General features: G+C 57.4%; 20 protein-coding genes and 1 tRNA gene. 15 read left to right on the top strand and 6 right to left on the bottom strand.

Annotated elements, in window-relative coordinates:
- Window positions 1-49: 49 nt before the first annotated feature.
- The 4 genes from alaS (at window position 50) to ACQCLF_RS00240 (ending at window position 4,867) form a co-directional block, all read left to right on the top strand.
- Window positions 50-2,650, top strand: coding sequence for an alanine--tRNA ligase (gene alaS / locus ACQCLF_RS00255; protein WP_426984212.1), 2,601 nt, complete (start codon window positions 50-52; stop codon window positions 2,648-2,650).
- Between the two features lie 207 nt (window positions 2,651-2,857).
- Entirely contained in the window at window positions 2,858-4,105 is a 1,248-nt protein-coding gene (locus tag ACQCLF_RS00250) for an aspartate kinase (RefSeq protein ID WP_426984210.1), read from the top strand.
- A gap of 270 nt (window positions 4,106-4,375) precedes the next feature.
- On the top strand, window positions 4,376-4,570 hold the full coding sequence (gene csrA, locus ACQCLF_RS00245; protein WP_426984209.1) for a carbon storage regulator CsrA: 195 nt from the start codon (window positions 4,376-4,378) through the stop codon (window positions 4,568-4,570).
- Between the two features lie 206 nt (window positions 4,571-4,776).
- Window positions 4,777-4,867, top strand: a tRNA-Ser gene (locus ACQCLF_RS00240).
- 136 nt (window positions 4,868-5,003) lie between these two features.
- On the opposite strand, the gene ACQCLF_RS00235 is transcribed toward ACQCLF_RS00240, so the two are convergent.
- Entirely contained in the window at window positions 5,004-7,856 is a 2,853-nt protein-coding gene (locus tag ACQCLF_RS00235; protein ID WP_426985214.1) for a valine--tRNA ligase, read from the bottom strand.
- A gap of 95 nt (window positions 7,857-7,951) precedes the next feature.
- Between ACQCLF_RS00235 and ACQCLF_RS00230 the strand changes: the two genes are divergently transcribed.
- Window positions 7,952-9,601 carry an acyl-CoA dehydrogenase family protein gene (locus tag ACQCLF_RS00230; protein WP_426984208.1) on the top strand — a complete coding sequence of 550 codons (1,650 nt, stop codon included), beginning with the start codon at window positions 7,952-7,954 and terminating at the stop codon, window positions 9,599-9,601.
- Between the two features lie 52 nt (window positions 9,602-9,653).
- Here ACQCLF_RS00230 and ACQCLF_RS00225 read toward each other — a convergent pair whose 3' ends face one another.
- On the bottom strand, window positions 9,654-10,640 hold the full coding sequence (locus tag ACQCLF_RS00225) for a glutathione S-transferase family protein (RefSeq protein WP_426984206.1): 987 nt from the start codon (window positions 10,638-10,640) through the stop codon (window positions 9,654-9,656).
- A gap of 265 nt (window positions 10,641-10,905) precedes the next feature.
- Between ACQCLF_RS00225 and ACQCLF_RS00220 the strand changes: the two genes are divergently transcribed.
- The 6 genes from ACQCLF_RS00220 to ACQCLF_RS00195 all read left to right on the top strand — a co-directional run bounded on the left by ACQCLF_RS00220 (window position 10,906) and on the right by ACQCLF_RS00195 (window position 17,673).
- The gene (locus ACQCLF_RS00220) at window positions 10,906-12,030 is read left to right on the top strand and encodes an efflux RND transporter periplasmic adaptor subunit (RefSeq protein ID WP_426984205.1); all 1,125 of its coding nucleotides are present in this window, start codon (window positions 10,906-10,908) and stop codon (window positions 12,028-12,030) included.
- A complete protein-coding gene (locus ACQCLF_RS00215; protein ID WP_426984204.1) occupies window positions 12,027-15,182 on the top strand; it encodes an efflux RND transporter permease subunit in 3,156 nt (1,051 codons plus the stop codon). The genes ACQCLF_RS00220 and ACQCLF_RS00215 overlap by 4 nt, the downstream gene beginning before the upstream one ends.
- Before the next feature lie 190 nt (window positions 15,183-15,372).
- The gene (locus ACQCLF_RS00210) at window positions 15,373-15,681 is read left to right on the top strand and encodes a hypothetical protein (RefSeq protein WP_426984202.1); all 309 of its coding nucleotides are present in this window, start codon (window positions 15,373-15,375) and stop codon (window positions 15,679-15,681) included.
- A gap of 11 nt (window positions 15,682-15,692) precedes the next feature.
- Entirely contained in the window at window positions 15,693-16,265 is a 573-nt protein-coding gene (locus ACQCLF_RS00205) for a hypothetical protein (protein ID WP_426984201.1), read from the top strand.
- Complete coding sequence (locus ACQCLF_RS00200) at window positions 16,262-16,525, top strand: hypothetical protein (RefSeq protein ID WP_426984200.1); 264 nt, start codon at window positions 16,262-16,264, stop codon at window positions 16,523-16,525. The genes ACQCLF_RS00205 and ACQCLF_RS00200 overlap by 4 nt, the downstream gene beginning before the upstream one ends.
- A gap of 29 nt (window positions 16,526-16,554) precedes the next feature.
- Window positions 16,555-17,673 (top strand): AI-2E family transporter, encoded by a 1,119-nt coding sequence (locus tag ACQCLF_RS00195; RefSeq protein WP_426984199.1) that lies wholly within the window; start codon window positions 16,555-16,557, stop codon window positions 17,671-17,673.
- Here ACQCLF_RS00195 and ylqF read toward each other — a convergent pair.
- Window positions 17,646-18,581 carry a ribosome biogenesis GTPase YlqF gene (gene ylqF / locus ACQCLF_RS00190; RefSeq protein WP_426984198.1) on the bottom strand — a complete coding sequence of 312 codons (936 nt, stop codon included), beginning with the start codon at window positions 18,579-18,581 and terminating at the stop codon, window positions 17,646-17,648. The genes ACQCLF_RS00195 and ylqF overlap by 28 nt on opposite strands.
- A 101-nt stretch (window positions 18,582-18,682) precedes the next feature.
- On the opposite strand from ylqF, the gene ACQCLF_RS00185 reads away from it, so the two are divergent.
- Window positions 18,683-19,888 carry a multidrug effflux MFS transporter gene (locus tag ACQCLF_RS00185; protein ID WP_426984197.1) on the top strand — a complete coding sequence of 402 codons (1,206 nt, stop codon included), beginning with the start codon at window positions 18,683-18,685 and terminating at the stop codon, window positions 19,886-19,888.
- Here the strand turns inward: ACQCLF_RS00185 and ACQCLF_RS00180 are convergent.
- Window positions 19,846-20,487, bottom strand: a complete 642-nt coding sequence (locus ACQCLF_RS00180) for an SDR family oxidoreductase (protein ID WP_426984196.1) — start codon at window positions 20,485-20,487, stop codon at window positions 19,846-19,848. The two genes, ACQCLF_RS00185 and ACQCLF_RS00180, sit on opposite strands and share 43 nt — an antisense overlap.
- 84 nt (window positions 20,488-20,571) lie before the next feature.
- Window positions 20,572-21,471 carry an NAD(P)/FAD-dependent oxidoreductase gene (locus ACQCLF_RS00175; RefSeq protein ID WP_426984195.1) on the bottom strand — a complete coding sequence of 300 codons (900 nt, stop codon included), beginning with the start codon at window positions 21,469-21,471 and terminating at the stop codon, window positions 20,572-20,574.
- Window positions 21,472-21,666: 195 nt separating this feature from the next.
- Between ACQCLF_RS00175 and ACQCLF_RS00170 the strand changes: the two genes are divergently transcribed.
- Complete coding sequence (locus tag ACQCLF_RS00170; RefSeq protein WP_426984193.1) at window positions 21,667-22,101, top strand: Rrf2 family transcriptional regulator; 435 nt, start codon at window positions 21,667-21,669, stop codon at window positions 22,099-22,101.
- A gap of 41 nt (window positions 22,102-22,142) precedes the next feature.
- Window positions 22,143-23,078, top strand: a complete 936-nt coding sequence (locus ACQCLF_RS00165) for a YihY/virulence factor BrkB family protein (RefSeq protein WP_426984191.1) — start codon at window positions 22,143-22,145, stop codon at window positions 23,076-23,078.
- Window positions 23,079-23,175: 97 nt separating this feature from the next.
- On the opposite strand, the gene ACQCLF_RS00160 is transcribed toward ACQCLF_RS00165, so the two are convergent.
- Complete coding sequence (locus ACQCLF_RS00160; protein ID WP_426984190.1) at window positions 23,176-23,799, bottom strand: glutathione S-transferase family protein; 624 nt, start codon at window positions 23,797-23,799, stop codon at window positions 23,176-23,178.
- Between the two features lie 149 nt (window positions 23,800-23,948).
- Here ACQCLF_RS00160 and ACQCLF_RS00155 point away from each other — a divergent pair, with 149 nt between their 5' ends.
- On the top strand, window positions 23,949-24,908 hold the full coding sequence (locus ACQCLF_RS00155) for a helix-turn-helix transcriptional regulator (protein ID WP_426984189.1): 960 nt from the start codon (window positions 23,949-23,951) through the stop codon (window positions 24,906-24,908).
- Window positions 24,909-24,949 lie beyond the last annotated feature (41 nt).

The raw sequence follows: 24,949 nt of genomic DNA, 5'->3' as shown, positions 1-24,949 counted from the left end.
ATCCCAACACTACGAACGACCTCGAATACGCCACGACCACGGATACGCTATGAGAAGCGCAGAGATTCGCGACGCCTTTTTGTCTTATTTCGAACGCCAGGGCCACACCATCGTGCCCAGCAGTTCCCTGATTCCCGGAAATGACCCGACGCTGCTGTTCACCAACGCCGGTATGAACCAATTCAAGGACGTGTTCCTTGGTGCCGAGCAGCGTGACTACTCGCGTGCCACCAGTTCACAGCGCTGTGTGCGCGCTGGCGGTAAGCATAACGATCTGGAAAACGTCGGTTACACCGCCCGCCACCACACCTTTTTCGAAATGCTGGGCAACTTCAGCTTTGGCGACTACTTCAAGCGTGATGCCATTCGTTTCGCCTGGGAGTTTCTGACCGGTGTGCTTGAACTGCCTGCCGAGCGTCTGTGGGTGACCGTGCATATCAGCGATGATGAAGCCGCCGATATCTGGATCAACGAAATGGGCATCAGCCCCGACCGCTTTTCGCGCCTGGATGAAGACAACTTCTGGCAGATGGGCGATACCGGCCCCTGTGGCCCCAGCTCGGAAATTTTCTACGATCACGGCCCGGACGTGCCCGGTGGCCCACCGGGCAGTGAGAACGACGACCTGGATCGCTATATCGAAATCTGGAACCTGGTGTTTATGCAGTACGAGCGCCAGAGCAATGGGGAGCTCAAACCGCTGCCGAACCCTTCGATCGATACGGGAATGGGGCTGGAGCGCATTGCCGCAGTCATGCAGGGCGTTCACAACAATTACGACATCGATCTGTTTCAGCATCTGCTCAAGGCGGCGGCCGACGCCACAGGCACGACCGATCTGGACAACAAATCCCTGCGGGTGATTGCTGACCATATTCGCTCCTGTGCGTTTCTGGTGAGCGATGGTGTGCTGCCGTCCAACGAAGGCCGCGGCTACGTTCTGCGCCGAATTATCCGCCGCGCCGTGCGACACGGTCATCAGCTCGGTCAGACCGAGGCATTTTTCCACACTTTGGTGGCCTCACTGGCCGATGTAATGGGCGACGCCTACCCTGAACTGTGCCGCGAGCAGGCGCGGATCGAAAAAGTGCTGCTGCAAGAGGAAGAGCAGTTCGCCAAAACCCTGGACAAAGGGATGAGTGTGTTGGAAGACGCTCTGGCGAGCCTGGAAGGCAGTGAACTGCCGGGTGAGGTCGTGTTTACCCTTTACGACACCTATGGCTTCCCGGTGGACCTGACGGCAGACATTGCCCGTGAGCGCCGTCTGACCCTGGATATGCCGGGTTACGAAGCCGCGATGGAAGCCCAGCGCGCCCGTGCCCGCGCCGCCGGCAGCTTCAAGGTGGACTATACGGCGGCCGGCCTGGATTTGCCGACGACGGAGTTTCTCGGCTACGTGCATCTTTCCGAAACTGGTGAGGTGCAGGCGCTGCTGAAAGAGGGTCAGCCAGTCGACCGTCTGGAAGAAGGTGATGAAGGAGCGGTGGTTCTCAATCGAACCCCATTCTATGCCGAATCCGGTGGCCAGGTAGGCGACTCTGGCTACCTGGAAACCGACAGCGGCGTTCGCTTTGAGGTTCGGGACTGCAACAAACAGGGCGCCAGCCATTTGCACATTGGCCGCCTGTTGCATGGAGCCATTGCGGTCGGGGATACCCTGTCGGCCCGCGTGGAGGGCAATGTACGCCAGGCGACCGCGCTCAACCACTCTGCCACGCACTTGATGCACGCCGCGCTGCGCGAAGTATTGGGGGAACATGTGACCCAGAAAGGGTCGCTGGTGGACTCCGAGCGGCTGCGCTTCGATTTCTCGCACTCTGAACCGGTGAGCGCTGAGCAGATCAAAGCCATCGAAGCCATTGTTAATGAACAGATACGTGCGAATACGGAAGTGACTACTGAACTCATGGATATCGAGTCTGCCCGTACCAAAGGGGCTATGATGCTGTTCGGTGAGAAGTATGGCGATGAGGTTCGTGTGTTGAGCATGGGCGACGGCTTCTCCGTGGAACTCTGTGGTGGCACCCACGTCTCACGCACGGGGGATATTGGCGTGTTCCGTATTACGGCGGAATCCGGTGTGGCTGCGGGCGTTCGTCGAATCGAAGCCGTGACCGGTCTGGGGGCGCTGGCGTTGTTTGACCAGCTCGAACAGCTGGCCGAAGGTACTGCCCAGGCGCTCAAGACCCGTCGGGCGCAGGTGCCCGAAAAAGTACAGCAGCTGTTGACCCAAAATCGCAAGTTGGAGAAAGAACTGACCGCTCTGAAAGCAAAGCTGGCCACGGCGGGCAGTGGCAATCTGCTGGATGAGGCGCAGGATGTGAACGGTGTGAAAGTGCTGGCCATCAAGCTGGAAGGCGTGGACAGCAAATCGTTACGCGACAGCGCCGATCAGTTGAAAAACAAACTCGGTAGCGGCGTTGTCCTGCTGGCGGCAGTGGACGGCGACAAAGTGGCGCTGGTGGCAGGAGTGACCAAAGACCTCACTGATCGACTGAAAGCCGGCGACCTGATGCGGGATGTGGCCTCGAAAGTCGGCGGCAAAGGCGGTGGCCGACCGGATATGGCTCAGGGCGGAGGCACCGACCCCAGTGGTCTGAAAGAGGCGCTGGAGGCGGTGCCAGAGTGGGTAAGGGACCGGTTGTCCTGAAAGCCGGCTCGCGGCGAGGGTGGGGCGAGCGGTCAGTCGGCCTCATTCGCTTCTAAATAGCTCAAAAACCCTGTTAAAACCGTCGAAAAACGGTTTCACCGACACAAGAATTGCGCTTTAATAGCGGGCCGCGCCTGGCGCGTTATTAAGCAAACGTTGGACCAATGAGATCGCCGCCGCGGCGATCCTTCGAGGAAGCGCGCAAGCATGAGTTTGTTCGTTCAGAAATATGGCGGCACCTCCGTCGGCAGTGTCGAGCGGATTGAGGCGGTGGCCGAAAAAATCGCAGGGTTTCGCGCACAGGGACACGACATGGTCGTGGTGGTATCGGCGATGAGTGGCGAGACCAACCGGCTGATCGGTTTGGCGCAAAGCCTTCAGGAGACACCGGATCCACGGGAACTCGACGTGCTGGTGGCCACGGGTGAACAGGTGACGATCGCCCTGTTGTGTATGGCGTTGAAAAAGCGAGGTTGTGATGCTCGCTCTTATACCGGTAGCCAGGTCCGTATTCTGACCGACAGTGCCCACACGAAAGCACGCATTCTGGCGATTGATGAAGCCAATATGCGCGCTGACCTCAGCGCTGGCCGAGTGGTGGTGGTGGCCGGTTTCCAGGGGGTTGATGAGCAGGGCAATATCACCACTCTGGGGCGTGGCGGTTCCGATACCACCGGTGTGGCCCTCGCGGCGGCCTTAAGAGCCGATGAATGTCAGATCTATACGGACGTGGACGGCGTATACACTACCGATCCGAGGGTTGTCGAGCGGGCGAAGCGCCTGGAGCGCATCACGTTCGAGGAAATGCTGGAGATGGCCAGCCTGGGCTCCAAAGTGCTACAGATCCGGTCGGTCGAATTCGCCGGGAAGTACAAAGTTCCGTTAAGGGTGTTGTCCAGTTTCAAAGAAGGGCCAGGCACTCTGATAACTCTCGATGAGGAAGATGATTCTATGGAACAACCCATTGTCTCGGGCATTGCGTTCAATCGTGATGAGGCGAAGGTGACCCTGGCGGGCGTGCCCGATACCCCGGGGGTGGCGGCACGCATTCTGGGTCCGGTGGGGGCTGCCAATATCGAAGTGGACGTGATCGTCCAAAACGTAGGGGCCGATAACACGACCGATTTGACCTTTACCGTAAACAAGGGCGACCTCAAGAAAACCCTGGGAATTCTGGAGAGTGTGGCCAGCACGATTGGCGCTCGCGAAGTGCGTGGTGACGATCGCGTTGCGAAAGTGTCTATTGTCGGGGTGGGTATGCGTTCCCACGCCGGCGTGGCTTCCACCATGTTCAACGCCCTGGCGGAAGAAAACATTAATATCCAGATGATCACCACCTCGGAAATCAAGATTTCGGTGATCATTGAGGAACGCTATCTGGAGCTGGCCGTGCGCTGTTTGCATTCGGCGTTTGATCTGGACAGCGAGCCGGAAGAGAGTCGCGAGCGGGGCTGAGCCCCGCAAGGTACAGGGCGCGGCGGCGCGAACCGGGTTGGTTAGCGATTGCTCAACAAATCTGTTAAAGTTGCCACCGCGTAATGTAACCAGGGAGAAAAAGTGAGACAGGATGCAAAATGTTTGTCCTAATCGTTGAGTATGGTCAATACTAAGACTTGGGGGTTAATGTGTTGGCCTCATGGCTCGGCGAGCGGGGTTAGCCGAGAAGCGGCAGCGGACGATGGAGTCTACGCCGTGTTCTTACAGGATGAGTGAAGGAGATAAAGTATGTTGATTCTGACCCGCCGTATTGGCGAAACCTTGATGGTTGGTGACGAAGTCACCGTGACGGTTCTTGGAGTAAAAGGCAACCAGGTTCGTATTGGTGTCAACGCTCCCAAGGATATCGCGGTTCACCGTGAAGAGATCTATCAGCGCATTCAGCGCGAGAAGCAGACGCAGGACGACGACTCACAGGATTAAACCCCTGTTCTCGTCAGCCCGGTCTCGGGAGCACGGTTTCCGTTGTGCTCCCGAACCGAGCCACCCGAAAAGGGTAAAGAGTGAAAGAAGGCGTAGACTTTTTCACGATAGATCTGGCTCAACCCTTTGATTTTTCGTGAGATATGGTATGATGCGCCGCACTTGTCGAGAGGCACCCGAGGTGCGGAGACAAGAGACAATTTGATGGTGAGGTGGCCGAGTGGCTGAAGGCGCTCCCCTGCTAAGGGAGTATACCCTAATCCGGTATCGAGGGTTCGAATCCCTCCCTCACCGCCATACAGAAACCGCTCCTGCATAGGGGCGGTTTTTTTATGCGTGCTTCAAAAAAGTATGATATGGCACCCAACTTGCCTGCCTCGTGGCAATTGTCGGAAGCGCATAACGCGCCTCCGACAATTGCCGGTTCGAGGATCTACAAACTCTCGATGCGTTTTATCTGCTCCTGCAGCTTGCCCAGGGCAGACTTCAAACCGTCCAGACGGTCGCGCTCCTTATCCACCACCTCTTTGGGAGCCTTGTCCACAAAGCTGGCGTTGCCGAGTTTGCCTTCGGTTTTCTGAATATCCTTCTCCAGCTTGGCCACTTCTTTGTTCAGGCGCTCTAACTCGGCGTCCTTGTCAATTAGACCCGCCATGGGCACCAACAGCTCGAGGTCACCCGCCAGGGCTGTGGCTGAAACCGGTGCGTCCTCCCCGGCGTTCAGCCAGGTCACCGCCTCCAGAGCCGCCAGCTTGATCAGGTACTGGCGGTTTTCTTCGAGTCGGCGCTGGTCATCAGCAGAGCCGTTGTAGAAATACAGGGGCAGCTTTTTCGCCGGGGAGATATTCATTTCACCGCGAATGTTGCGTACACCGAGGATGACCGACTTCAACCATTCAATGTCTGCGGAAGCGGCGGCATCCACTTTGCTGTCGTCTGGGCTGGGGTAGGGTGCGAGCATGATGGTATCGCCACTGGCCCCGGCCAGCCCTTTGATTTTTTGCCAGATCTCTTCGGTGATAAACGGCATCAGCGGGTGTGCGAGACGCAGCGTGGTTTCCAGTACGCGAATCAGCGTGCGGCGGGTGCCACGCTTCTGTTCGGCGCTGGCGTTGTCGTCCCAGAGGACTGGTTTGGACAGCTCCAGATACCAATCGCAATACTCGTTCCAAATGAATTCGTAAAGCGCTTGCGCTGCCAGATCGAGACGATAGCTGTTCAGCGCCTCGGTGACGCTGGCCTCGGCGTTTTGCAGGCGGGAAATAATCCAGTGGTCGGCCAGTGACAGTGAAACTTCACCGCCGTTTTGCCCGCAGTCTTCACCGTCGCACTGCATCAGCACGTAGCGAGTGGCATTCCAGATTTTGTTGCAGAAGTTGCGGTAGCCTTCCACCCGACCCATATCGAATTTGATATCCCGGCCGGTCGATGCCAGCGAACAGAACGTAAAGCGCAACGCATCGGTGCCGTAGGCCGCAATGCCTTCCGGGAACTCCTTGCGGGTTTGCTTTTCGATCTTCTGTGCATCCTTCGGGCGCATCAGGCCCTTGGTGCGTTTCGCCACCAGGCTTTCCAGGTCAATGCCGTCGATGATGTCCAGCGGGTCCAGCACATTGCCCTTGGACTTGGACATTTTCTGCCCGTAGCTGTCGCGCACCAGACCGTGGACGTAGACGGTTTCAAAGGGCACCTGCGGCTTGCCGCTCTCGTCTTTGATCAGATGCATGGTCAGCATGATCATGCGTGCGACCCAGAAGAAAATAATATCGAACCCAGTGACCAGCAGGTCGGTGGGATGGAATTTCTTCAGCAAGTCGGTCTGCTCCGGCCAGCCGAGCGTGGAGAAAGTCCACAGGCCCGAGCTGAACCAGGTGTCCAGTACGTCGTCATCCTGCTGTAGTTTCACATCGCGAGGCAGGTCGTACTTGCTGTAGATTTCGGCTTCGTTGCGGCCTACATACACGTTGCCGTTCTCGTCGTACCAGGCGGGAATCCGATGGCCCCACCACAGCTGCCGGCTGATGCACCAGTCCTGAATATCACGCATCCAGGAAAAGTACATGTTCTCGTACTGCTTGGGCACAAACTGAATGCGGCCGTCTTCCACCGCCTCGATGGCCGGCTCGGCCAGGGGTTTGGTGCTGACGTACCACTGATCGGTGAGCCAGGGCTCGACCACCACGCCGGAGCGGTCGCCACGTGGCTGCTTCAGGGCGTGGTCTTCGATGTTGTCCATCAGGTCTGACGCCTGCAAGGCCTCGACAATAGCCTCGCGCGCGGCGTAGCGATCTTTGCCCGCCAACGCATCGGGCAGTGCTGTATCAATATCGGTGCGGGTTTCCCCAGCGTAATTGAATGTCTGGGCCGTACCGAGAATAGCGGCGTTTTTGTCCAGCACATTGATCAGCGGCAGGTCGTGGCGCTTGCCGACTTCATAGTCGTTGAAGTCGTGAGCCGGGGTGATTTTCACGCAGCCGGTTCCGAACGCGGGGTCCACGTAGTCATCGGCAATGATCGGAATGCGACGGCCCACCAAGGGCAGTTCGATAAACTTGCCCACCAGCGAGGCGTAGCGTTCGTCTTCCGGGTGTACCGCCACCGCCGAGTCGCCGAGCATGGTCTCCGGGCGGGTGGTGGCGACTACCAGGTAGCCTTTGCCATCGGCCGTCTTTTCGCCATCGGCGAGCGGATACCGCATGTGCCAGAAAAAACCCTTTTCATCGTGGTTTTCCACTTCCAGATCGGAAATGGCGGTGTGCAACTTCGGGTCCCAGTTGACCAGGCGCTTGCCTCGGTAAATCAGACCGTCTTCATACAGGCGCACAAAGGCTTCACGCACAGCGTCGGACAGGCCCTCGTCCATGGTGAAACGCTCGCGGCTCCAATCCAGAGAGGAGCCCAGGCGGCGCAACTGACGGGTGATATTGCCGCCGGACTCGGCTTTCCATTCCCAGATTTTTTCCAGGAACTTCTCACGGCCGAGGTCGTGCCGATCCTGTCCTTCGGCGGCCAGCTGCCGTTCTACCACCATTTGCGTGGCGATGCCGGCATGGTCGGTGCCCATTTGCCAGAGCGTGTCGTCGCCTTTCATACGGTGGTAGCGAATCATGGCGTCCATCACGGCGTTGTTGAAGCCGTGGCCCATATGCAGGCTGCCGGTCACGTTGGGCGGAGGAATCATGATGCAGTAGGGGTCGCCCTCACCTTGGGGCTTGAAGTAACCTTTTTGTTCCCAGGTCTGATACCACTCGCGCTCGATGGCGTGGGGGTTGTACGTTTTTTCCAAAGACATGCGGTAACCTGTACTAAGCTCTATGAAGGGCTGGCGTCAAACCGGCAATTATACAGCTTAGCGACCCACCGGCCTACCGGGAGAGAACCATGGCAGATCACAGCCACAACCCGCCGGGTGAAACCCACGAAGTGTTCAATGTGCCGCCCCCGCTGACGGGTTACAACGCCTACCGGGAAGATGTGGCGTTGCAGGATGCGGTCAAGGTGGGCAATGCCTCCCATCGCTCGCCCGAGCTGACCATTCAGGGGCGCCGTGTCGGCGAGCCGGAATGGCAAAATCTCGGGTTTGAAGCCAACGCGAATCCGCCCGTGCTCGAAACTCATGACCGCTGGGGCCACCGCCTGGATCGGGCGCACTATCACCCTGCGTATCACCAACTGATGGAGCGGGCCATCAAGCTGGAACTGCACGCCGGGCCCTGGCGTAAACCGGGCGATGGAGCCCAGGTCGGGCGGGCCGCCTTGCTGTACCTGCAAACCCAGCTGGAGCAGGGCCACGGCTGCCCGATCACCATGACATTTGCCGGTATTCCCGTTATCCGGAACTCGCCCGCGCTGGCCGAAAGCTGGTTGCCGGGGCTGTTATCCCGGCAATACGATCCCTCCGACCGGCCTTCCTCCGAGAAAGCGGGGCTAACCCTCGGCATGGCCATGACAGAGAAGCAGGGCGGTTCCGATGTGCGGGCCAATACCACACGGGCCCGTGAAACCGATGGCTATTACCACCTGACGGGCCACAAGTTTTTTATGTCCGCGCCCAATTCGGATGGTTTTTTGACGCTGGCTCAGGCCGAGGGTGGTTTGACGTGTTTTCTGGTGCCGCGCTGGCGCAGCGATGGCCAGCGCAATGGCCTGAAGTTACAGCGGCTGAAAAATAAGCTCGGCAACGTTTCCAATGCGTCTAGTGAAGTCGAGTTGGTGTCCGCCGAAGGGATATTGCTGGGAGAGCCGGGGCGAGGAGTGGCCACCATTATTGATATGGTGGCCCTGACGCGGTTTGATTGTACGTTGGCGTCGGCGGCTGCGATGCGGCAGGCGGCGGTTCAGGCCATTCATCACTGTGTTCACCGCCGCGCCTTTGGTCAGTCGTTGGTTCGACAGCCCTTGATGCAGAATGTACTGGCGGACTTGGTGGTTGAGAGTGAAGCCGCGTTGCAATTGGCCATGCGGCTGGCGCGTTCGCTGGATCATCGCGGTGACCCGCAAGAGCAGCTGTTTCTGCGGCTGGCGACCGCGCTGGGAAAATACTGGGTGTGTAAACGCGTGGCGGGTCACAGTGTCGAGGCGATGGAATGTCTGGGCGGCAGTGGGGCCATGAACGAGTTTATGACGGCGCGTTTGTATCGCGAGGCGCCCATCAACGCGATCTGGGAGGGCAGTGGCAATATCCAGTGTTTGGATGTGTTGCGAACGTTGCAAAAAGCCCCGGAATCGCTGGAATTGTTTATGCAGGAGGTGGGTCGATCACGCGGTGTCGATGCCAGACTGGATGGGCGCATCAGAGAGCTGGAGCAGCATCTTGCGCAACGAGAGACAGCGGAGTTTTCAGCGCGCACGCTGGTGGAAACCATGGCGGTGGTGCTTCAGGCCTCGTTATTGCTTCGCCACAGTGATGGCAGAGTCGCGGACGCGTTTATTGCCACTCGTATTGAACAACCGATGGGGTTGTATGGCAGTTTGCCAAAGGGCACACCAGCGTCGGCCATTATCGCCCGTGCTTTGCCGATGTATGCATGACGAGAGGACCTGCTTTGCGTTCGCCCGCTCGTCATGCCATCAACACTGCGTCTTAAATGTCGCCTCGGTTATGGGGGGCTTTCAAGTTCAGCATGGGACCATTTGGCACAATGCGTGTCGGGTTGATGGTGTCGTGGCTGTAGTAATAATGATGTTTGATATGATCGAAATGGACCGTTTCGGCCACGCCGGGCACCTGATACAGCTGCCGTAAATAATTGGACAGATGCGGGAAGTCCGCGATGCGGTTGCGGTTGCATTTAAAGTGTCCGACATACACCGCATCAAAACGCACCAGCGTGGTAAACAGCCGCCAATCAGCTTCGGTAACGACCTCGCCGGCCAGGAATCGCTGGCGTGACAACAGTGCTTCGACGTCGTCCAATGCGTCAAATAACGCCTCATAGGCTTTATCGTACTTGTCCTGCTGTGTTGCAAAGCCCGCCCGGTACACGCCGTTATTAATCGAGTGATAGACCGTTTTGTTAACGGCATCAATTGTCTCTCGCAAAGGCTCCGGATAGAAATCCTGTGGCGAGTGAGCGAACTCGCGAAACCCGGTGGGCAACATACGAATGATTTCCGCCGACTCGTTGTTGACGATCGTTTCCTCTTGCTTGTCCCACAATACCGGCACGGTTACCCGGCCTGAGTAATCCGGGTCGGCTTTGGTGTAGACCTGATGCATAAAATCCAGGCCGTACAGCGGCTCTGGCCCTTGCGTGTCGAATTGTTTATCCGTTCGGAATTCCCAACCATTTTCCAGCATATGCGGATGCACCGCCGATACGCTGATGACATCTTCCAGCCCGAGCAACTGGCGAAAAATCAGTGTTCGGTGCGCCCAGGGACAAGCGTAGGAGACATACAAATGATAACGGTCGGCTTCTGCCTTGAAGCCCTTTTGTCCGTCTGGTCCGGCACTGCCATCGGGCGTCACCCAGTGGCGGTACTGGGCATCTTCGCGAATGAATTCGCCACCGTTTTTTTCGGTGTCGTACCATTGGTCATGCCAGGTGCCTTTTACGAGTAGCCCCATAATGTGTGCTCTCCAAAATATGAGTGGTCCTGGCTAGCGTAAAACGCTTTTCAATAGATATCCACGGCACTGTAAAGCCCGCTAACCAATCTTTACATTAAATGGCAGGCTGGCGTCGGAAGCCACCTCGTTATTTGTATGATACTAGCGTAGTCTATTACTCAAACGATCAGTACCGGATGCTCAGTATCCAGCGATGTATACGCGGGCCTGACTTACACGGACGCGTCGCCTTTTCTCTAACGATAATTTGACCGATTTTTGTATGAAACAGATGTTCCTCTCTCCCGTCAGAGGCCTTTCGGGCTGTGTGGCGTTGGCCGCGATGTTACTCACCGCCTGCTCAGATTCTTCAGCGCCCCCCTCCATGCCCGGCAGCGCCGAGCGTATCCGACCGGTACTGACGGAAAACGTGGAATACCGTGCAGAGCGGATGTTTGTGGAGGCGGTTGGCACGTCCCGCGCACTGAAATCGGTGGAGGTTCGTCCCGCGGTTACCGGTGAAGTCATTGCCGTGAATTTCGAAATGGGGCAGAAGGTGGAAAAGGGACAGGCTCTGTTGCGACTGGATGACCGCGATGAACGGCTGGCGGTGGATCTGGCGCGCGTGGAGCTGCAAGACGCCGAGCGTCGCCTTGATCGTTACGAGCGAACGTTCGGGGCTGGCGGCGTGACTCAGAGCATGGTCGATGACGCCTCCAGCGAAGTGGAGCGGGCCCGCATTGCGCTGCGTCGTGCTGAAGTGGAGCTGGAATATCATACGGTGCGCGCGCCGTTTACGGGTTATATCGGCTTGACGGAAGTGGACCCCGGTGCCTGGATTTCTCCCACTGATGTGATTGCCACGCTTGATGATCGCGATACCTTGCTGGTGCGTTTCCAGTTACCCGAACTGTTGCTGGGTCGTCTGCAAAAAGGGGAGCAGATTCAACTGAGCACCTGGAGCGATCGGTTTACGCTCGCCGAAGGGGAGATTGTCGATATCGCCTCTCGCGTAGATAACCAGACCCGTACCTTTTCCCTGCGCGCGCACGTCGATAATTCCGATGATCAACTGCGTCCGGGGATGAGCTTCCGTATTCAATTGGTTCTCGATGCCAACCGATACCCGGCAGTGCCGGAAATTTCGCTGCAATGGGGTGGGGAAGGTGCCTTCGTGTGGACGGTGGAAGACGGCCATGCCAAACGCATTCCAGTCAACATCGTACAGCGCACAGACAGCGGGGTATTGGTGGAAGCGGATCTCCCTGAAGGCACGCCGATTGTGACCGAAGGGGTACACCTGGTTCGCGCCGGTATGCGCGTGCGGCCTTTGAACACCGAGTTGGATGATAGCAACGACAGCGCCGAGGTTCAGACCGACAACGACCAGGTTGGGGTTGAGTCGTGAGTGAAGAGTCCAAAGTCCATACCGTTCAGGACGCGAATGATCTGCCCAGCCTGAGTATCCGTCGTCCCATTTTAGTGTTGGTGATCAATCTGCTGATCGCTCTGGCCGGGATCGCCGCCATTCTCGCGGTAGAAGTTCGGGAGTTGCCCGATATCGATTACCCGTTTGTGGTGGTCAGTGGTAATTATCCTGGTGCCTCACCTGAAACGATGGACGCCGAAGTCACCAGTCTGGTTGAAGGCGCGGTGGCCAGGGTAACCGGGTTGCGCACCGTGCGTTCCGATAGTGAGGAAGGCTATTTCCGCATGACGCTGGAGTTCAACCCCGGCGTCGAGCTTAACGACGCGGCGTCGGAAGTGCGTGAGGCGGTGAGCCGGGTTCAGCGCGACCTTCCGGAAGACGTGGAGCGGCTGACCATTACCAAAGCCGATCCGGACGCCCAGGCGATTATTAACATTGCCGCGATCAGCGATACGCTGTCGGAAACCCAACTGACCCGGCTGATCGAGCAGGATATTGTGCCTGAATTGATTTCCGTGGAAGGCGTGGCGGATGTGCAGGTTTTCGGGGGGCGGGAACGTGTATTGCGAGTGGTGATGGACCCGGTGCGCCTGGCGAGCTTTGGTTTGGGCGTAGCCGATGTTGCCGATGCGCTGCGCAATGCGCCCTACGATGTACCCAGCGGCAGCTTCCGTTCCAACGATCAGGAGCTGCTGGTTCGCGCCGATGCCACCGCGATTACCGAGGAAGAAATCCGGGATATTATCATTCGCGGTGAAACTCGCGTCGGCGATGTCGCCCGGGTGTTTTACTCACCGCAAGATGCCGGTTCACTCGTGCGCTTTAATGACCGTCCGGTGGTGGGCATGGGTATTGTGCGCCAGGCGCAGTCCAATACCCTGGAAATCTCCAACGGTATCCACAAAGTGATGGGACCGCTGAATGAACGGTTCTCTGAAGTGGAGTTGATGATTACCGAAGACAACGCCACGTTTATTCGCGGCTCGGTCAAGGAGGTGATTACCAGCTTGCTGCTGACGGTGGCGATTGTGGTGGCCACCATTTGGCTGTTTATCGGCTCCTTCCGAATCACCCTGGTGCCAAGCCTGGCCATTCCCATTGCGCTGATCGGCACGGTCGCCTCTATCTGGGCACTGGGTTTCTCAATCAATATTCTCACACTACTGGCGCTGGTGCTGGCCACCGGGCTGGTGGTGGATGATGCCATTGTGGTGCTGGAGAATATTCAGCGTCGAAGGGGCCAGGGCCTCGGGGCCAGAGCGGCCGCTGTACTGGGTACACGACAGGTGTTCTTTGCGGTAGTGGCGACCACAGCGGTCCTCGTGTCCGTGTTCATTCCCATTGCCATTCTGCCGAGCACGGCGGGTCGTCTGTTCCGTGAATTCGGCTTTGTGCTTGCCGTGGCGGTGGCCATTTCCTCCTTTGTGGCGCTGTCGCTGGTGCCGGCGGCCGCGGCGCGAATTTCGCCCGAACCGGCCAATAAACCCCACCCGTTCAGAGATCGTCTGAGCCGCGTCGGCAACTGTGTTGCAGCCGGCTACGGCTGGTTGGTGGATCTCGCCTTGCGCCACGCGTGGTTGACCTTTGCCTTGGCGGTGCTGGTAACTATTGGTGCCGGGTTCGCCTACCAGAATGTGGCCAAGGAGCTGTTGCCGCCGGAGGATCGCGGCGTGATTTATATTGATGCGCGCGGGCCGGAAGGGGTTGGCTTGGAGTACACCGAACGTCAGGCATACGCCATCAGTGATGTGGTTCAGCCACTGCTGGATTCCGGTGAGGCGGAGCTGGCGTTCTCCATTATTGGCTGGCGCGACCCGAACCGCATTCTGTTTGTACTGCCCCTGGCACCCTGGGAAGAGCGCAGTCGCAATCGCCAGACAATCGCGGAAGAGCTTGAAGGCCCGCTCAATGAAATTCCGGGTGTCAGCATTCGTACCGGGGGCGGTAACAGCCTCAACTTATGGGGCGGCGGTGGCGGCAGCAGCATCGAGATGGCGTTGACCGGCGCCGATTACGATGAAATCTACGCGGCGGCCCGCACTTTTATGGAAGCCGTGCCGGAGCGCCTCGAGTACCTGGGGGACCCGGATCTGGATTACGACCCGTCCAAGCCCCAGTTGTCGGTGGATATTGATCGACGCCGTGCCTCCGAACTGGGCGTGGAACTGGACGATATTTCCGCCACACTCCGGGCCATGGTGGCAGGTTATGAACTGGTCGACCTGAGTGTAGGTGACGAAGCCATTCCAATTATTCTGGAGTCCAAAACGGGCCAGATTCGCAGTCCGAATGATCTTGTGAACCTGTACGTCACGTCCAGCAATGGAGAGCTCGTGCCGTTGTCCAGTGTGGTGCATTTGCGAGAGGAGAGTATTGCGGCCGAACTGGAACGTCATGCTCAACGCCGGTCCATCGAAATCAGCTTTAGTCTTGATGCGGATTATCCGCTGGAATCGGCCGTGGAAGACATTCGTTCCATTGCCGGTGACGTGCTGCCCCGCGGCATCGGTTTGGTGTTTTTGGGGGAGGCCCAAACACTGGGCGAAACTTCCCGCGATGTCGCGATTACTTATGTTATCGCATTGGTCGTGGTGTTTCTGGTGTTATGTGCGCAGTTTGAAAGCTTCACCAGTGCCTTGATTGTGATGGTGACGGTGCCCTTCGGTGTGGCCGCCGCCATTCTGGCGATTCTGTTTACAGGCACCAGTATTAATATTTATTCGCAAATTGGGCTGGTCATGTTGATCGGTTTGATGGCGAAGAACGGTATATTACTGGTCGAGTTCGCCGATCAGTTGCGCGATCTCGGCCATTCCGTGTTGAGCGCGGTGCGTACGGCCGCGATGGTGCGCTTGCGACCCATCGCCATGACGTTGCTGTCGACCGTATTGGGTGGTCTGCCATTGATTCTGAGTTCAGGGGCGGGCGCGGAAGCGCGCTGGGCCATTGGCTGGGTAATCTTTGGCGGCCTGGGGTTGGCGGCGCTGTTCACGCTGTTTTTGACGCCGGTGGTGTATTTTGGCCTGGCGCGATTTGCCAAGCCAAGAGCGGCGGAAGGGGAGCGTTTGCAGCAGGAAATGGAAGCGGCAGAAGCCATTCCGGACAGCGACGCCGAGTGGCGGTCCTCCTGAGGTTGACCTGAAGTTGAAAAGGACCGCGAGTGGCTCGCCAAGTTCCGTTTGGGGCTGAGAGAAGGCGCACACGCGCAAGACATAAAAAGGTGTTAAGCTGTTAATGGAACGGTGATGTTGCCGTACAACGGTGACCCACCGTAATTTGTTGACTGCCACTACACTGGCGAACCGCCGTAAGGAGGCTGACATGGCAACATCCAAAACCCGTACCACTGATAAAGACACCGAGTATGGTGCCCCTTTCACTGAAAAAACCGTGGCCGCCGCTCACGAAGCGATAGATCGGCTGTCCGAGCGAGTCTCCAAAACCGAAGAGCGTGTGCGCGGTGCGGCGGCGCACGGTCAACAAAGCTGGTCGGAAAAGCAGGAAGAAGTCCGGGCGCAGGTCGAAGGGTCTCTGGCTGGCATGAAAGCGTATGCCCGTGAAAACCCGTTGATGGCGGCCGGCATCGCGTTCGCAGCGGGTGTTGTGATCGCGAACATGCTGCGCCGCTAGTCGGGGCCGGTATGCCTTCGAAGGAACATTCCGCATCGCGACATCAGGAAGACGAGTACGAGCGGCCTGACGACGACCCCAGACCGGAGGGCGACGCGCACACCAGGGACGGTGAGGCGCGCGACGAACGCGACGACACCGACACCTCTCTGTTTGAAATGGCCACCGCCGTTGTCGTGGTGCTGCGTCAGGTCTGGAGTGATCGGCTGGCGTTGTTTCGTGCCGAGGGAAAACTGGCGGTCAAGACGTTAACACTCGTAGTGCTGGTGCTGTTCTGTATGGCGCTGGCCGTCACTCTGATTTGGGTGTCGCTGCTGGTGGTGCTCAGCATGGTTGCACTGGAAGCCGGAGTCCATTGGGTGGGTGTCGCCGCTGGGGTGATTGTGGCGCAGCTGTTGATGCTGTGGTACCTGAAACGTCAGTTGGACCAGCTACTCGATTGGATGAGTTTCCCGGAAACCCGCCGGTCATTTGCACGGGTTCCCGAGCCTCAGTCTTTGACACCCAAAAAGACCGGGACGGGGGCCGCCGCCGAGTCGTCGTCCTCTAAGTCGTCCTCCTCCCAAGAGGAACCGAACCCATGATCCATCTGTTATTACAGCACCAGCGCCGTAAGGTCACCCGGTTGTCGGGGTCGATCACACACAACCGGCAAGTGCTTAAAATCCTGCGCACAGAAACCCGCGAGACGCTGGAAAAACAGGCGCAGGGTGGCTGGGCACTGTTGGGTTGTTTTGTCTCCGGTTTGCTGGTTGGACGCGTGGGAGGCAAGGGGATGAGCGCACTGCGCACACTGCCGCTTATGAATTTCGCGCGCCAGCTGTGGGCGCATTTGTTAGTCTGACCTGACGCGAGCGCTGCGCTACCTTGGAAATGTTCAAACCTTTTTCTTCTCGCTTCGGGCTGAAGCACTTCCAGTTCCTGGCCGTGTTCGTGCTAGCCTTCGTGGTGCTGGTCGTTGCGCTCAAGGCTGCCTCGGCGATTTTGATTCCCATCGCACTGGCCTGGCTGTTGGGCGCTCTGCTGTCCCCGGCGGTGCGTTATGCGCAGCGGTATCACATCCCGCCCACGCTTTCCGCGCTGGTGCTGATGGGGCTGGTTGTCTACGGCATGGTGCTGCTGTTTTTGCTCATGATCGGGCCCGTGGAGCAGTGGCTTCAGGAAATCCCGCGCATACTGCGTGACTTCCGGGAAAAAATGGCCGATTTCAGCGGACCGCTATCCAGCCTGCAAGCCGTGACCGAAGAGGTCCGCCAGTTGTACGTTATTGGTGACAATGATCGTATGACGCCCGTAGAGGTAAAGGTCGAACGCGAAAGCACGCTGGGTACGTTCCTGCTGGCTAACTTACCGGTGTTATTGGCGGGCACCACAATTGTGGTGTTTCTCACGTATTTTTTCCTGGCCTCGGGCGATCGCTTCTTGCGTAAGTCGACGCAACTGGGAGCGAATTTGGGTTCACGGCGGCGCATCGTGCGCATTGCCTATCGCATTCGCCAGGATATTTCCCGCTACCTCGCCACCATTACCGTCATTAATATCGGCCTCGGCTTATGTGTAGCGCTGGCGATGCGTCTATTGGGCGTACCCAATGCACTGTTATGGGGGCTGATGGCGACCTGCTTTAATTTTGCACCTTATGTGGGTGCCGTCGTCATGGTGGGGCTGCTGACGTTAGTGGGGATTGCCACCTTTCCGAACATGGCTCAGGCGCTGCTGGTGCCGGGTGTGTATGCCATGTTATCGATTGCCGAGGGCCACATGATTACGCCCCTGGTCATCGGGCGGCGACTGGCCGTGACGCCGACGGCGGTGTTTTTGTCGGTCGTAGTGTGGGGCTGGCTGTGGGGGGTGGCCGGTGCGCTAATGGCCGTTCCCCTGTTGGCGAGTTTCAAGATCGTGTGTGAAAACGTACCGCAGTTAATGCCTATCTCGCGGCTGCTGGATAACAGCAGCCCCAAGCGTCACCGGCGATTCTTGCGGGCGCGTTGACGACGCAAACGGGTCCGCTCTTCTTTTTCCGCCTTGCGTTTTTCTTCCTCGGCTTTCGCCTCCAGGGTTTCCCGCTCGGTCATTTCCGGCGTCTCCAGGGTAATCGTCCCGAGTTGACCACCGCGCAGTTCCGTGATCAACAGTGCCGAGACTTTTTCCAGATCCACTTGGCCGCCCCGGCGCATCGCGCCGCGCGCACGGCCCACGGCTTCAAGTTGTCCGAGATCGTCCTCCGGCAAATCAACCAATCCGTAACGCCCCTTGAGCGCCTCGGGGTAGTGCGTGGCCAGGTAATGCACGGTGAACAACGCCACCTCCGGGTAATCGAACACCTTTTCCTTGATGGCTCCAGTAGCGGCCAGCCGGAAACCACAGCTCGGCGGCGTCAATTTAGGCCATAGGAAACCGGGCGTGTCGGTCAGCACAATGCGGTTATCGAGTTTGATACGCTGCTGGGATTTGGTCACGCCCGCTTCGTTGCCGGTTCTCGCAATACGGCGACCAGCGAGAATATTGATCAATGTGGATTTGCCCACATTCGGAATGCCCATGATCAGCGCCTGAACATGGCGGGCGCTCACATTGCGATCAGACACCAGAGCCTGAATACGGTCGAGCAGGGCACGAATCCCCTCCGGCTGGCTCTGGCTGACGGGAATAGCCGTCACCCCCTGTTCCCGCTCCAAATGTGCAATCCAGCGTTGAGTCATGGCCGGGTCGGCCAGGTCGGCTTTGTTGAGCAGTTTGAGGCAGGGTTTGTCGCCACGCAGTGACGGAATCAGCGGGTTTTCGCTGGAAAAGGGAATGCGGGCATCGAGCACCTCAATGACCACGTCCACTTGTGCCATAATATCCGCAATCTCCTTGCGGGCCTTGTGCATGTGTCCGGGGAACCAGTTGATGGCCATAATCTGCTCGGGTCGCTGGAAGGAGAAAACTCTGAGCGCGGATTTTGCCCGGATTTTACCGGGGGCTCAACCGCTGGACGACGAACCACCGGAATTCTTTAATGTCACATTTTCGTCTCGCCCTCGCGCTGGCCTGTTGCGTCGCGATTGCGCCATTTGCTCTGGACGCCTATTTGCCCGCCTTTCCCGATATTGCGCTGTCATTGGGTGTCAGTGTGCATGAGGTATCGCGGAGCGTTTCCATCTACATGATTGCGCTGTCCATGGGGCAGCTGGTCGGCGGCCCATTGGCTGATCGGTGGGGCAGGCAATGGGTGATGATGAGCGGGCTGGCCCTGTTTGTGATCAGCAGCCTGGCCATCAGTCAGGCTGATACGCTGCCGTGGTTGTTGGCCTGGCGCTTTGTGCAGGCCTTTGGCGGTGGCTGGGTGATTGTGTGTGTACCGGCGCTGGTGCGCGATCGGGTGCGTGGCGTTGAAGCGGCGCGTCTGTTCAGTTTGATCGGCTTGATTACCGTCGCGGCACCCGCTGTGGCGCCTAGTATCGGCAGCCTGTTACTGGCGTGGGGCGGCTGGCAAGCGGTCTTCTACTTTATTGCGATCTACGGCGTGTTGGCGGCGGTAGCAGCCAAAGCCGTCATTTTTGCCGGTCGGCCCCTGTTAACGACCGGGCAGGGAGACCCCCATCGGGAATCCATTGTGCGGCGCTACCGGGCCGTGCTGGCTACGCCGTCGGCGTTGCGTTATGTGTTTTTGCAGGCCTCGGTGTTTTCCGTGATGATGCTGTTCGTCACTCACGCGTCGTTTATCTATCAACAGTATTTTGATGTATCCACCGGTGTATTTTCCGCGTTGTTTGGCGCGAACATTCTGCTGATGTGGAGTGTGATGCTGTTAAACCGCTGGCTACTGGGCCGTAAAAGTCCGGCGAATCTGTTGCGGGCCGGGGTGACATTACAAGCGACGGCGGTGGCCTTGATGCTGCTGGTGGCCGTCGTCATTCCCAAACTGGTGCTGTTCGCGCCCGCGCTGATGCTGACCGTGGGTGCAGTGGGTGCGACCTCTCCGAATTGCCAGGCGTGTTACATGGAACACTTTGGCAGCAACGGCGGCACCGCTGCTGCCTTGATGGGCGCCTCCCAGTTCGGGATCGCCGGGCTGGTTTCCACAGCCTCGACGCTGTTGCCGGAAACCCTGGTCACCATCGTGCTGACGCAAACCGCCTGTGCGCTGATCGCACTCACTCTGGCCTGGTGGCCGGTGCTTCAACGTCGATTCAGCGCCTCATCCAGCGTCGATGCGCCGTGAAACAGCGGATAAACCTGCCCGCCGGTCACTTCCGGATGTTTGAGGCTGTGTGCTATCGCCAGCGCCACATCCGCGCGTGAAATCCACTGCTCCTCCGGGTTCTCCGCCCACGCGGTGGACACGTTGCCCGTGGCCTCATCATCGGTGAGACGACCTGGGCGAAAAATGGTGTAGGGCACACCGCTGGCCAGCAGATGATCGTCCGCCAGTTTTTTGCAGACGGTGTAATGCTTGATCTTGGCAGGGCCTTTTTCCGGATCTTCCGCCCCGCGCGAACTCACCATGACAAAATGTCGAGTACCCATTTCGCGAGCGACATCCACCGCTTTGATCGCGCCCCAAAGGTCCACCAAAATGGTTTTATCCGGCCCGGTTTTCGCACCCGAGCCCGCCGTAAAGACCACCTTGTCGCAACCGGAAAACGCCTGCCGAAAATCGTCCTCCAAATCTGCAATGACCGGCTCGGCGCCTAACGCCTTCACCGTTTGTGCCTGAGCATCCGTCCGCACCATGGCTCTCGGCGTGTCGCCGGATTCAGCGAGCACCTTAATCAACTGTTGGCCGATTTGGCCGTGAGCGCCAATAATCAATGTCGTCATAAAACCTCCTGCTCCGAATATTCAATCACCCGATAATAAGATGCGCTCGAATGTCAGAATTTAAACCCTGGCCGCCAACCGGATTTACGATTCAAAGATAAGAGACCGATGAGCGGCAACGCCCGCCATGGTGCCTGAGGCAATGGCAAAGGTGCCGTTTTGCATAGCGTTGGATAAGTCGCCTGCGACAAATACGCCTTTTAACGAACTCTCTTTTAATGCGTCCACTTGAACAATCGAACCCATGGGCGTTTCCTCCAGCGTCAGGCCCAGCTGGTCGATTAAGGGTGACGTGAGCGTGATTTTGGGTCCGACGTAAAGGCCTTCGACGGGAAGTCTGCGGTTGTCGGCCAGTGTCACCTCGTGGATATCGACACCATTGCCTGACACTTCCACGATAGGGGTGCGCTCAAGGCTTACGCCGCGGGACTGAAGATGCTTCAAGGTGTCATCGTTTGGCTCAAACAGCCCCTGGGTAAACAACGTGGTGGCTCCCCAGTCTGGAATCATGGCCGCTTGGTGAAAAGACATTTCGCTGGTAGCCAAAACCCCCAGGTGGCGATCTTTAAGTTCGTAACCGTGGCAATAGGGGCAGTGAATCACGCTTTTACCCCAGTGCTCTTTAATGCCAGGAATATCGGGTAGGGTATCGGTAATACCCGTGGCAAGAATGATACGTTGTGCGTTCACCGAAACTCCGTGACCGGTGATCACGGCAAAACCGTGGCGGGTTTGCTCGATATTGGTCGCCGTTCCCTCAATCAGATCAAACGTGGGGTAGGCCTGTAGCTGAGTCAGTGCTGTGGCACGAATGTCACCGGGAGTTTTGCCATCCAGACAAAAGATGCCATGGGAAGCGTCGGCAAAACGGTTACGGGGGGTGTTGGCGTCAATCACCCGTACTTGGCGCTGCGCCCGGACCAGCGGCATCGCGGCGGCAAGCCCCGCGAAGCTGCCTCCGATAATCACGACTTCAGTATTCATAGGTACCTCGCTGCTATCTCGCTGCTATCATGGATAGATATGTGTGGGATATGGGCATGTCGTCAGTAACGTAACTTAAAAGGTTACACTTAAAGACGTTATCAGGCAATACATGTAACAAAAAAAGTTTCATGATAGTATGCACGTTCGTCTTATGGGGCTCTTTTGATAGGGGCTCGCTTCAACGGGTGATTTATGCGAAAAGACAGCCGTTTATCCCGTGTCCTCCATGTTCTGGTGCACCTGGACGCATCCGATGCGCCCGTGACCTCAGACACTATGGCCAGCATGATCAACACCAATCCCGTGGTGGTTCGTCGTACCATGGGATTAATGCGAGATCGTGGGTATGTAACTTCGGTAAAAGGGCACAGCGGCGGCTGGTCGTTGTCCAAGCCCTTGAATGAGATCACGTTGCTGGACGTTCACACGGCGCTGGGCGAGAATTCAGTCTTTACGATTGGCTTGACCGATGAACACACTCAGTGCCCGATTGAGCACGCCGTCAACGCGGCGCTGAAAGACGTTATGAATGAGGCTGAAGCACTGATGCTGGAACGCTTTGGCGAGATTACTCTGGATATTCTGGCGGTGGGGTTTCAGCGTCCGGATAATGCCTATACTGGGTAGTATGATTAATATTTGCTTCAAGGCCGAGGTGTTTGTACCCCATGATTTTCAACATTGACGAGAAGCTTCCCGCCCCGGTGAAGTATTGGCTCAGCATTCTGGTGGCTGCGAGTAAGAACTGGCTGGGCAGCCAGGCCTTCATTTACGCCGCGGCGCTGGCGTTCTTCACCGTCTTCTCCATTGCTCCGATTCTGGTGGTGGTCGTTACGTTAGTCGGACTGTTTATCGGGGAAAGAGCCGTGCAGGGGCAGCTCTTCGAACAGCTTGAAGGCACGATTGGTCCGGAAGCCGCGGGCGTGGTCCAGACGGCCGTGTTGAATTCCCAGATCGATCAGAGCGGCATCTGGCCAGCGCTGATTGGGATCGGCGCAACCATCGTGGGTGCCACCACCGTTTTTGCGCAGATGCAGCGCTCGCTGAACGAAATCTGGGGCGTGGTTCCCCGACCGACTAAAAACAGTGCGTGGATTTTTATTAAAAGCCGATTGTTATCACTGACCATCATTCTGGCCATCGGCTTCATTATGCTCGTGTCATTGTTATTGTCAGTGGCCTTGCGAGCCGTGATGGCGTTCGCGGATGAATGGTTGCCGGTGCCGGGATGGTCCATGGTGGGCGTCGAGCTGTTTCTGTCGTTGTTTGTGGTCACTGTATTGTTTGCGGCCATGTTCAAAATCCTGCCGGATGTACTGCTGACCTGGCGAGACGTTATGCTCGGCGCGTTCATCACCGCCGTTCTGTTCACGGTGGGTCGCTCTCTGATCGCTATTTACCTGGCTTATACCGCCACGGCCTCCGCCTATGGTGCCGCCGGCTCTTTGGCGCTGCTCCTGCTGTGGGTAAACTATTCGTCAATGATCCTTTTGTTCGGGGCTTCGTTCACTCGCGCACACCGAGAAGGTAGGGGGCTACCGGTTCGACCCAAGAGCATGGCGGTGTGTGTGCACCGGGAACTGGTGGATGAAGAAAGTTCATAAAAAGAGCGCATGAACCTTAACCTTGAACCCGGAACCAGGAAAGTCCCGGGTTGTCACTTCAAAGTCCGTACTTCACGGCCCTTTTGCGTCAAAGCGGTTACGCACTTCTCTCGATCAGCGCATCGTCCAGATTATCAGCGCGTTTAGCGGCTTCCCGCTGTTCACATCGTTCGACGTATTCGGCGAATACAGGGTTCGGTTCCAACACTTTCATCATCGTTTCCCAGCCGATATAGCTCGCCATCAACAAATCGGCCGTTGTGAATTGGTCACCGCACAAATACGGTTGTCTGGTCAGGGTTTGTTCGATGACATTCAGCGTGTCTTGAATATGACCGCACCCGACCGCGATGGCGGTTTCATCGGTAATTTCCCAGTGAAAGGCCTTGGCACTGGACGCCATCTCAAACGGGCCTGCGACAAAAAACAACCACCGAAGGTAACTGCCGCGCGTCGGACTGTCGAGTGCCGGAGCCAGATTCGCTTCCGGGAACTGTTCAGCCAGGTAGGTGCAAATGGCGGCGACCTCGGTAATCACCTCGCCGTTGTGAGTCAGCGCCGGCACCTTGCCCATGGGGTTCACTTTGAGGTAATCGGGTGACTTGATGTCGCCGCCGAAGGTCATGACTTTTACATCGTAAGGCTGGCCAATCTCTTCCAGCATCCACCGAACGACCCGACCTCGGGATTGTGGATGGGTATACAGAGTCATCGTGTTCATAAGATTTGCTCCTTGGCTTATGTCTGATAAAGGTTACATTCAGGTTGACTCAGGTCGCTGCAGCGCCACCGAAACCATCTTATTGGGCTAATAGGCTAGAATTCGTCCTATTAAAAAGCGATCATGGTTTTTTTAAATGGGGTGAATCTATGACTGGGCCGACGACCCGGGTACTGGCGTTGCTGGAGCTGCTTCAGGCCCGGGGCCAGCTTTCAGGAACGGAAATAGCAGAGCGGCTGGGTGTCGATCGACGCACGGTCAGGCGGTACATCTCAGTGCTGGAAGACCTGGGTATTCCCGTGATGACCGAGCAGGGACGCTATGGGGGTTACCGATTAGTGCCGGGTTTTAAACTTCCACCGCTGATGTTTACGGAAGCGGAAGTTCGAGTGATCACGCTGGCGCTATTGGCGGTACGCGAACATAACCTGTTGGAAGACGGCGTAGCATTGGCGAGCGTGCAGGCAAAACTGGAGCGTGTCATGCCCGCCCGGTTAACGGCCCAGGTGCAAACGATGGAAAATAGCATTCAGTTGATCCCCTCGCGTCACTCATCTGGTCATCAACAACTGCTGGAACTGGCTCAGGCGATCCAGGCGTGCCAAGTGGTTTACATGTCTTACCACCCGCCGCAGGGAGACACCATGCAGCGCCGATTCAACCCATACGGTTTAGTGTTTCGGAATGGCTATTGGTATGTCGGAGGATTTTGTCACCTGCGCCAAGCGTTACGCTCCTTTCGGCTAGACCGGTTATCAGACATCGTTCGGGAAAATGAACACTTCGTTCGCCCCGCCAATTTTGATGCAGCCCGTCACCTGCAGGAGAGTTTGTACAATTCCGAATACCGCTTCCCTGTCAGTGTCTTGTTGCACGCTGACATGGACTCGTTGACGACGTACATGACGACGCGAACAACCTGCACCAGTGACATGGAAGGTCTATTTGAACAAAAGGAAAATGGGGTGCTTATGACCACCAGCACAGACAGTTATTACTGGTTCGCTTGGTGGTTGGCGCAATTACCGTTTAGCTTCGTGATTCAATCACCTGACGAACTGAAGACAGCGCTTAACGACCATATTCAAAGGTTGGTGGCAGCGTTGTAGGTCTGTCTTCTCCACCTTCGTGGAGGTGTTTCCAAAGCTGG

It is taken from the genome of Marinimicrobium sp. ARAG 43.8 (genome assembly GCF_050113635.1).
In the GTDB taxonomy this organism is placed as follows: Bacteria; Pseudomonadota; Gammaproteobacteria; order Pseudomonadales; family Cellvibrionaceae; genus Marinimicrobium.
Note: the sequence above shows the minus strand (reverse complement) of the source record. Positions and strands in the feature narration are given on the sequence as shown.

What these genes read in the sequence shown, in the direction of transcription:
- alaS (WP_426984212.1), top strand. Translation starts at nt 50, where the DNA reads ATGAGAAGCGCAGAGATTCGCGACGCCTTTTTGTCTTATTTCGAACGC.
- ACQCLF_RS00250 (WP_426984210.1), top strand. Translation starts at nt 2,858, where the DNA reads ATGAGTTTGTTCGTTCAGAAATATGGCGGCACCTCCGTCGGCAGTGTC.
- csrA (WP_426984209.1), top strand. Translation starts at nt 4,376, where the DNA reads ATGTTGATTCTGACCCGCCGTATTGGCGAAACCTTGATGGTTGGTGAC.
- ACQCLF_RS00230 (WP_426984208.1), top strand. Translation starts at nt 7,952, where the DNA reads ATGGCAGATCACAGCCACAACCCGCCGGGTGAAACCCACGAAGTGTTC.
- ACQCLF_RS00225 (WP_426984206.1), bottom strand. Translation starts at nt 10,640, where the DNA reads ATGGGGCTACTCGTAAAAGGCACCTGGCATGACCAATGGTACGACACC.
- ACQCLF_RS00220 (WP_426984205.1), top strand. Translation starts at nt 10,906, where the DNA reads ATGAAACAGATGTTCCTCTCTCCCGTCAGAGGCCTTTCGGGCTGTGTG.
- ACQCLF_RS00210 (WP_426984202.1), top strand. Translation starts at nt 15,373, where the DNA reads ATGGCAACATCCAAAACCCGTACCACTGATAAAGACACCGAGTATGGT.
- ACQCLF_RS00205 (WP_426984201.1), top strand. Translation starts at nt 15,693, where the DNA reads ATGCCTTCGAAGGAACATTCCGCATCGCGACATCAGGAAGACGAGTAC.
- ACQCLF_RS00200 (WP_426984200.1), top strand. Translation starts at nt 16,262, where the DNA reads ATGATCCATCTGTTATTACAGCACCAGCGCCGTAAGGTCACCCGGTTG.
- ACQCLF_RS00195 (WP_426984199.1), top strand. Translation starts at nt 16,555, where the DNA reads ATGTTCAAACCTTTTTCTTCTCGCTTCGGGCTGAAGCACTTCCAGTTC.
- ylqF (WP_426984198.1), bottom strand. Translation starts at nt 18,581, where the DNA reads ATGGCCATCAACTGGTTCCCCGGACACATGCACAAGGCCCGCAAGGAG.
- ACQCLF_RS00185 (WP_426984197.1), top strand. Translation starts at nt 18,683, where the DNA reads ATGTCACATTTTCGTCTCGCCCTCGCGCTGGCCTGTTGCGTCGCGATT.
- ACQCLF_RS00180 (WP_426984196.1), bottom strand. Translation starts at nt 20,487, where the DNA reads ATGACGACATTGATTATTGGCGCTCACGGCCAAATCGGCCAACAGTTG.
- ACQCLF_RS00175 (WP_426984195.1), bottom strand. Translation starts at nt 21,471, where the DNA reads ATGAATACTGAAGTCGTGATTATCGGAGGCAGCTTCGCGGGGCTTGCC.
- ACQCLF_RS00170 (WP_426984193.1), top strand. Translation starts at nt 21,667, where the DNA reads ATGCGAAAAGACAGCCGTTTATCCCGTGTCCTCCATGTTCTGGTGCAC.
- ACQCLF_RS00165 (WP_426984191.1), top strand. Translation starts at nt 22,143, where the DNA reads ATGATTTTCAACATTGACGAGAAGCTTCCCGCCCCGGTGAAGTATTGG.
- ACQCLF_RS00160 (WP_426984190.1), bottom strand. Translation starts at nt 23,799, where the DNA reads ATGAACACGATGACTCTGTATACCCATCCACAATCCCGAGGTCGGGTC.
- ACQCLF_RS00155 (WP_426984189.1), top strand. Translation starts at nt 23,949, where the DNA reads ATGACTGGGCCGACGACCCGGGTACTGGCGTTGCTGGAGCTGCTTCAG.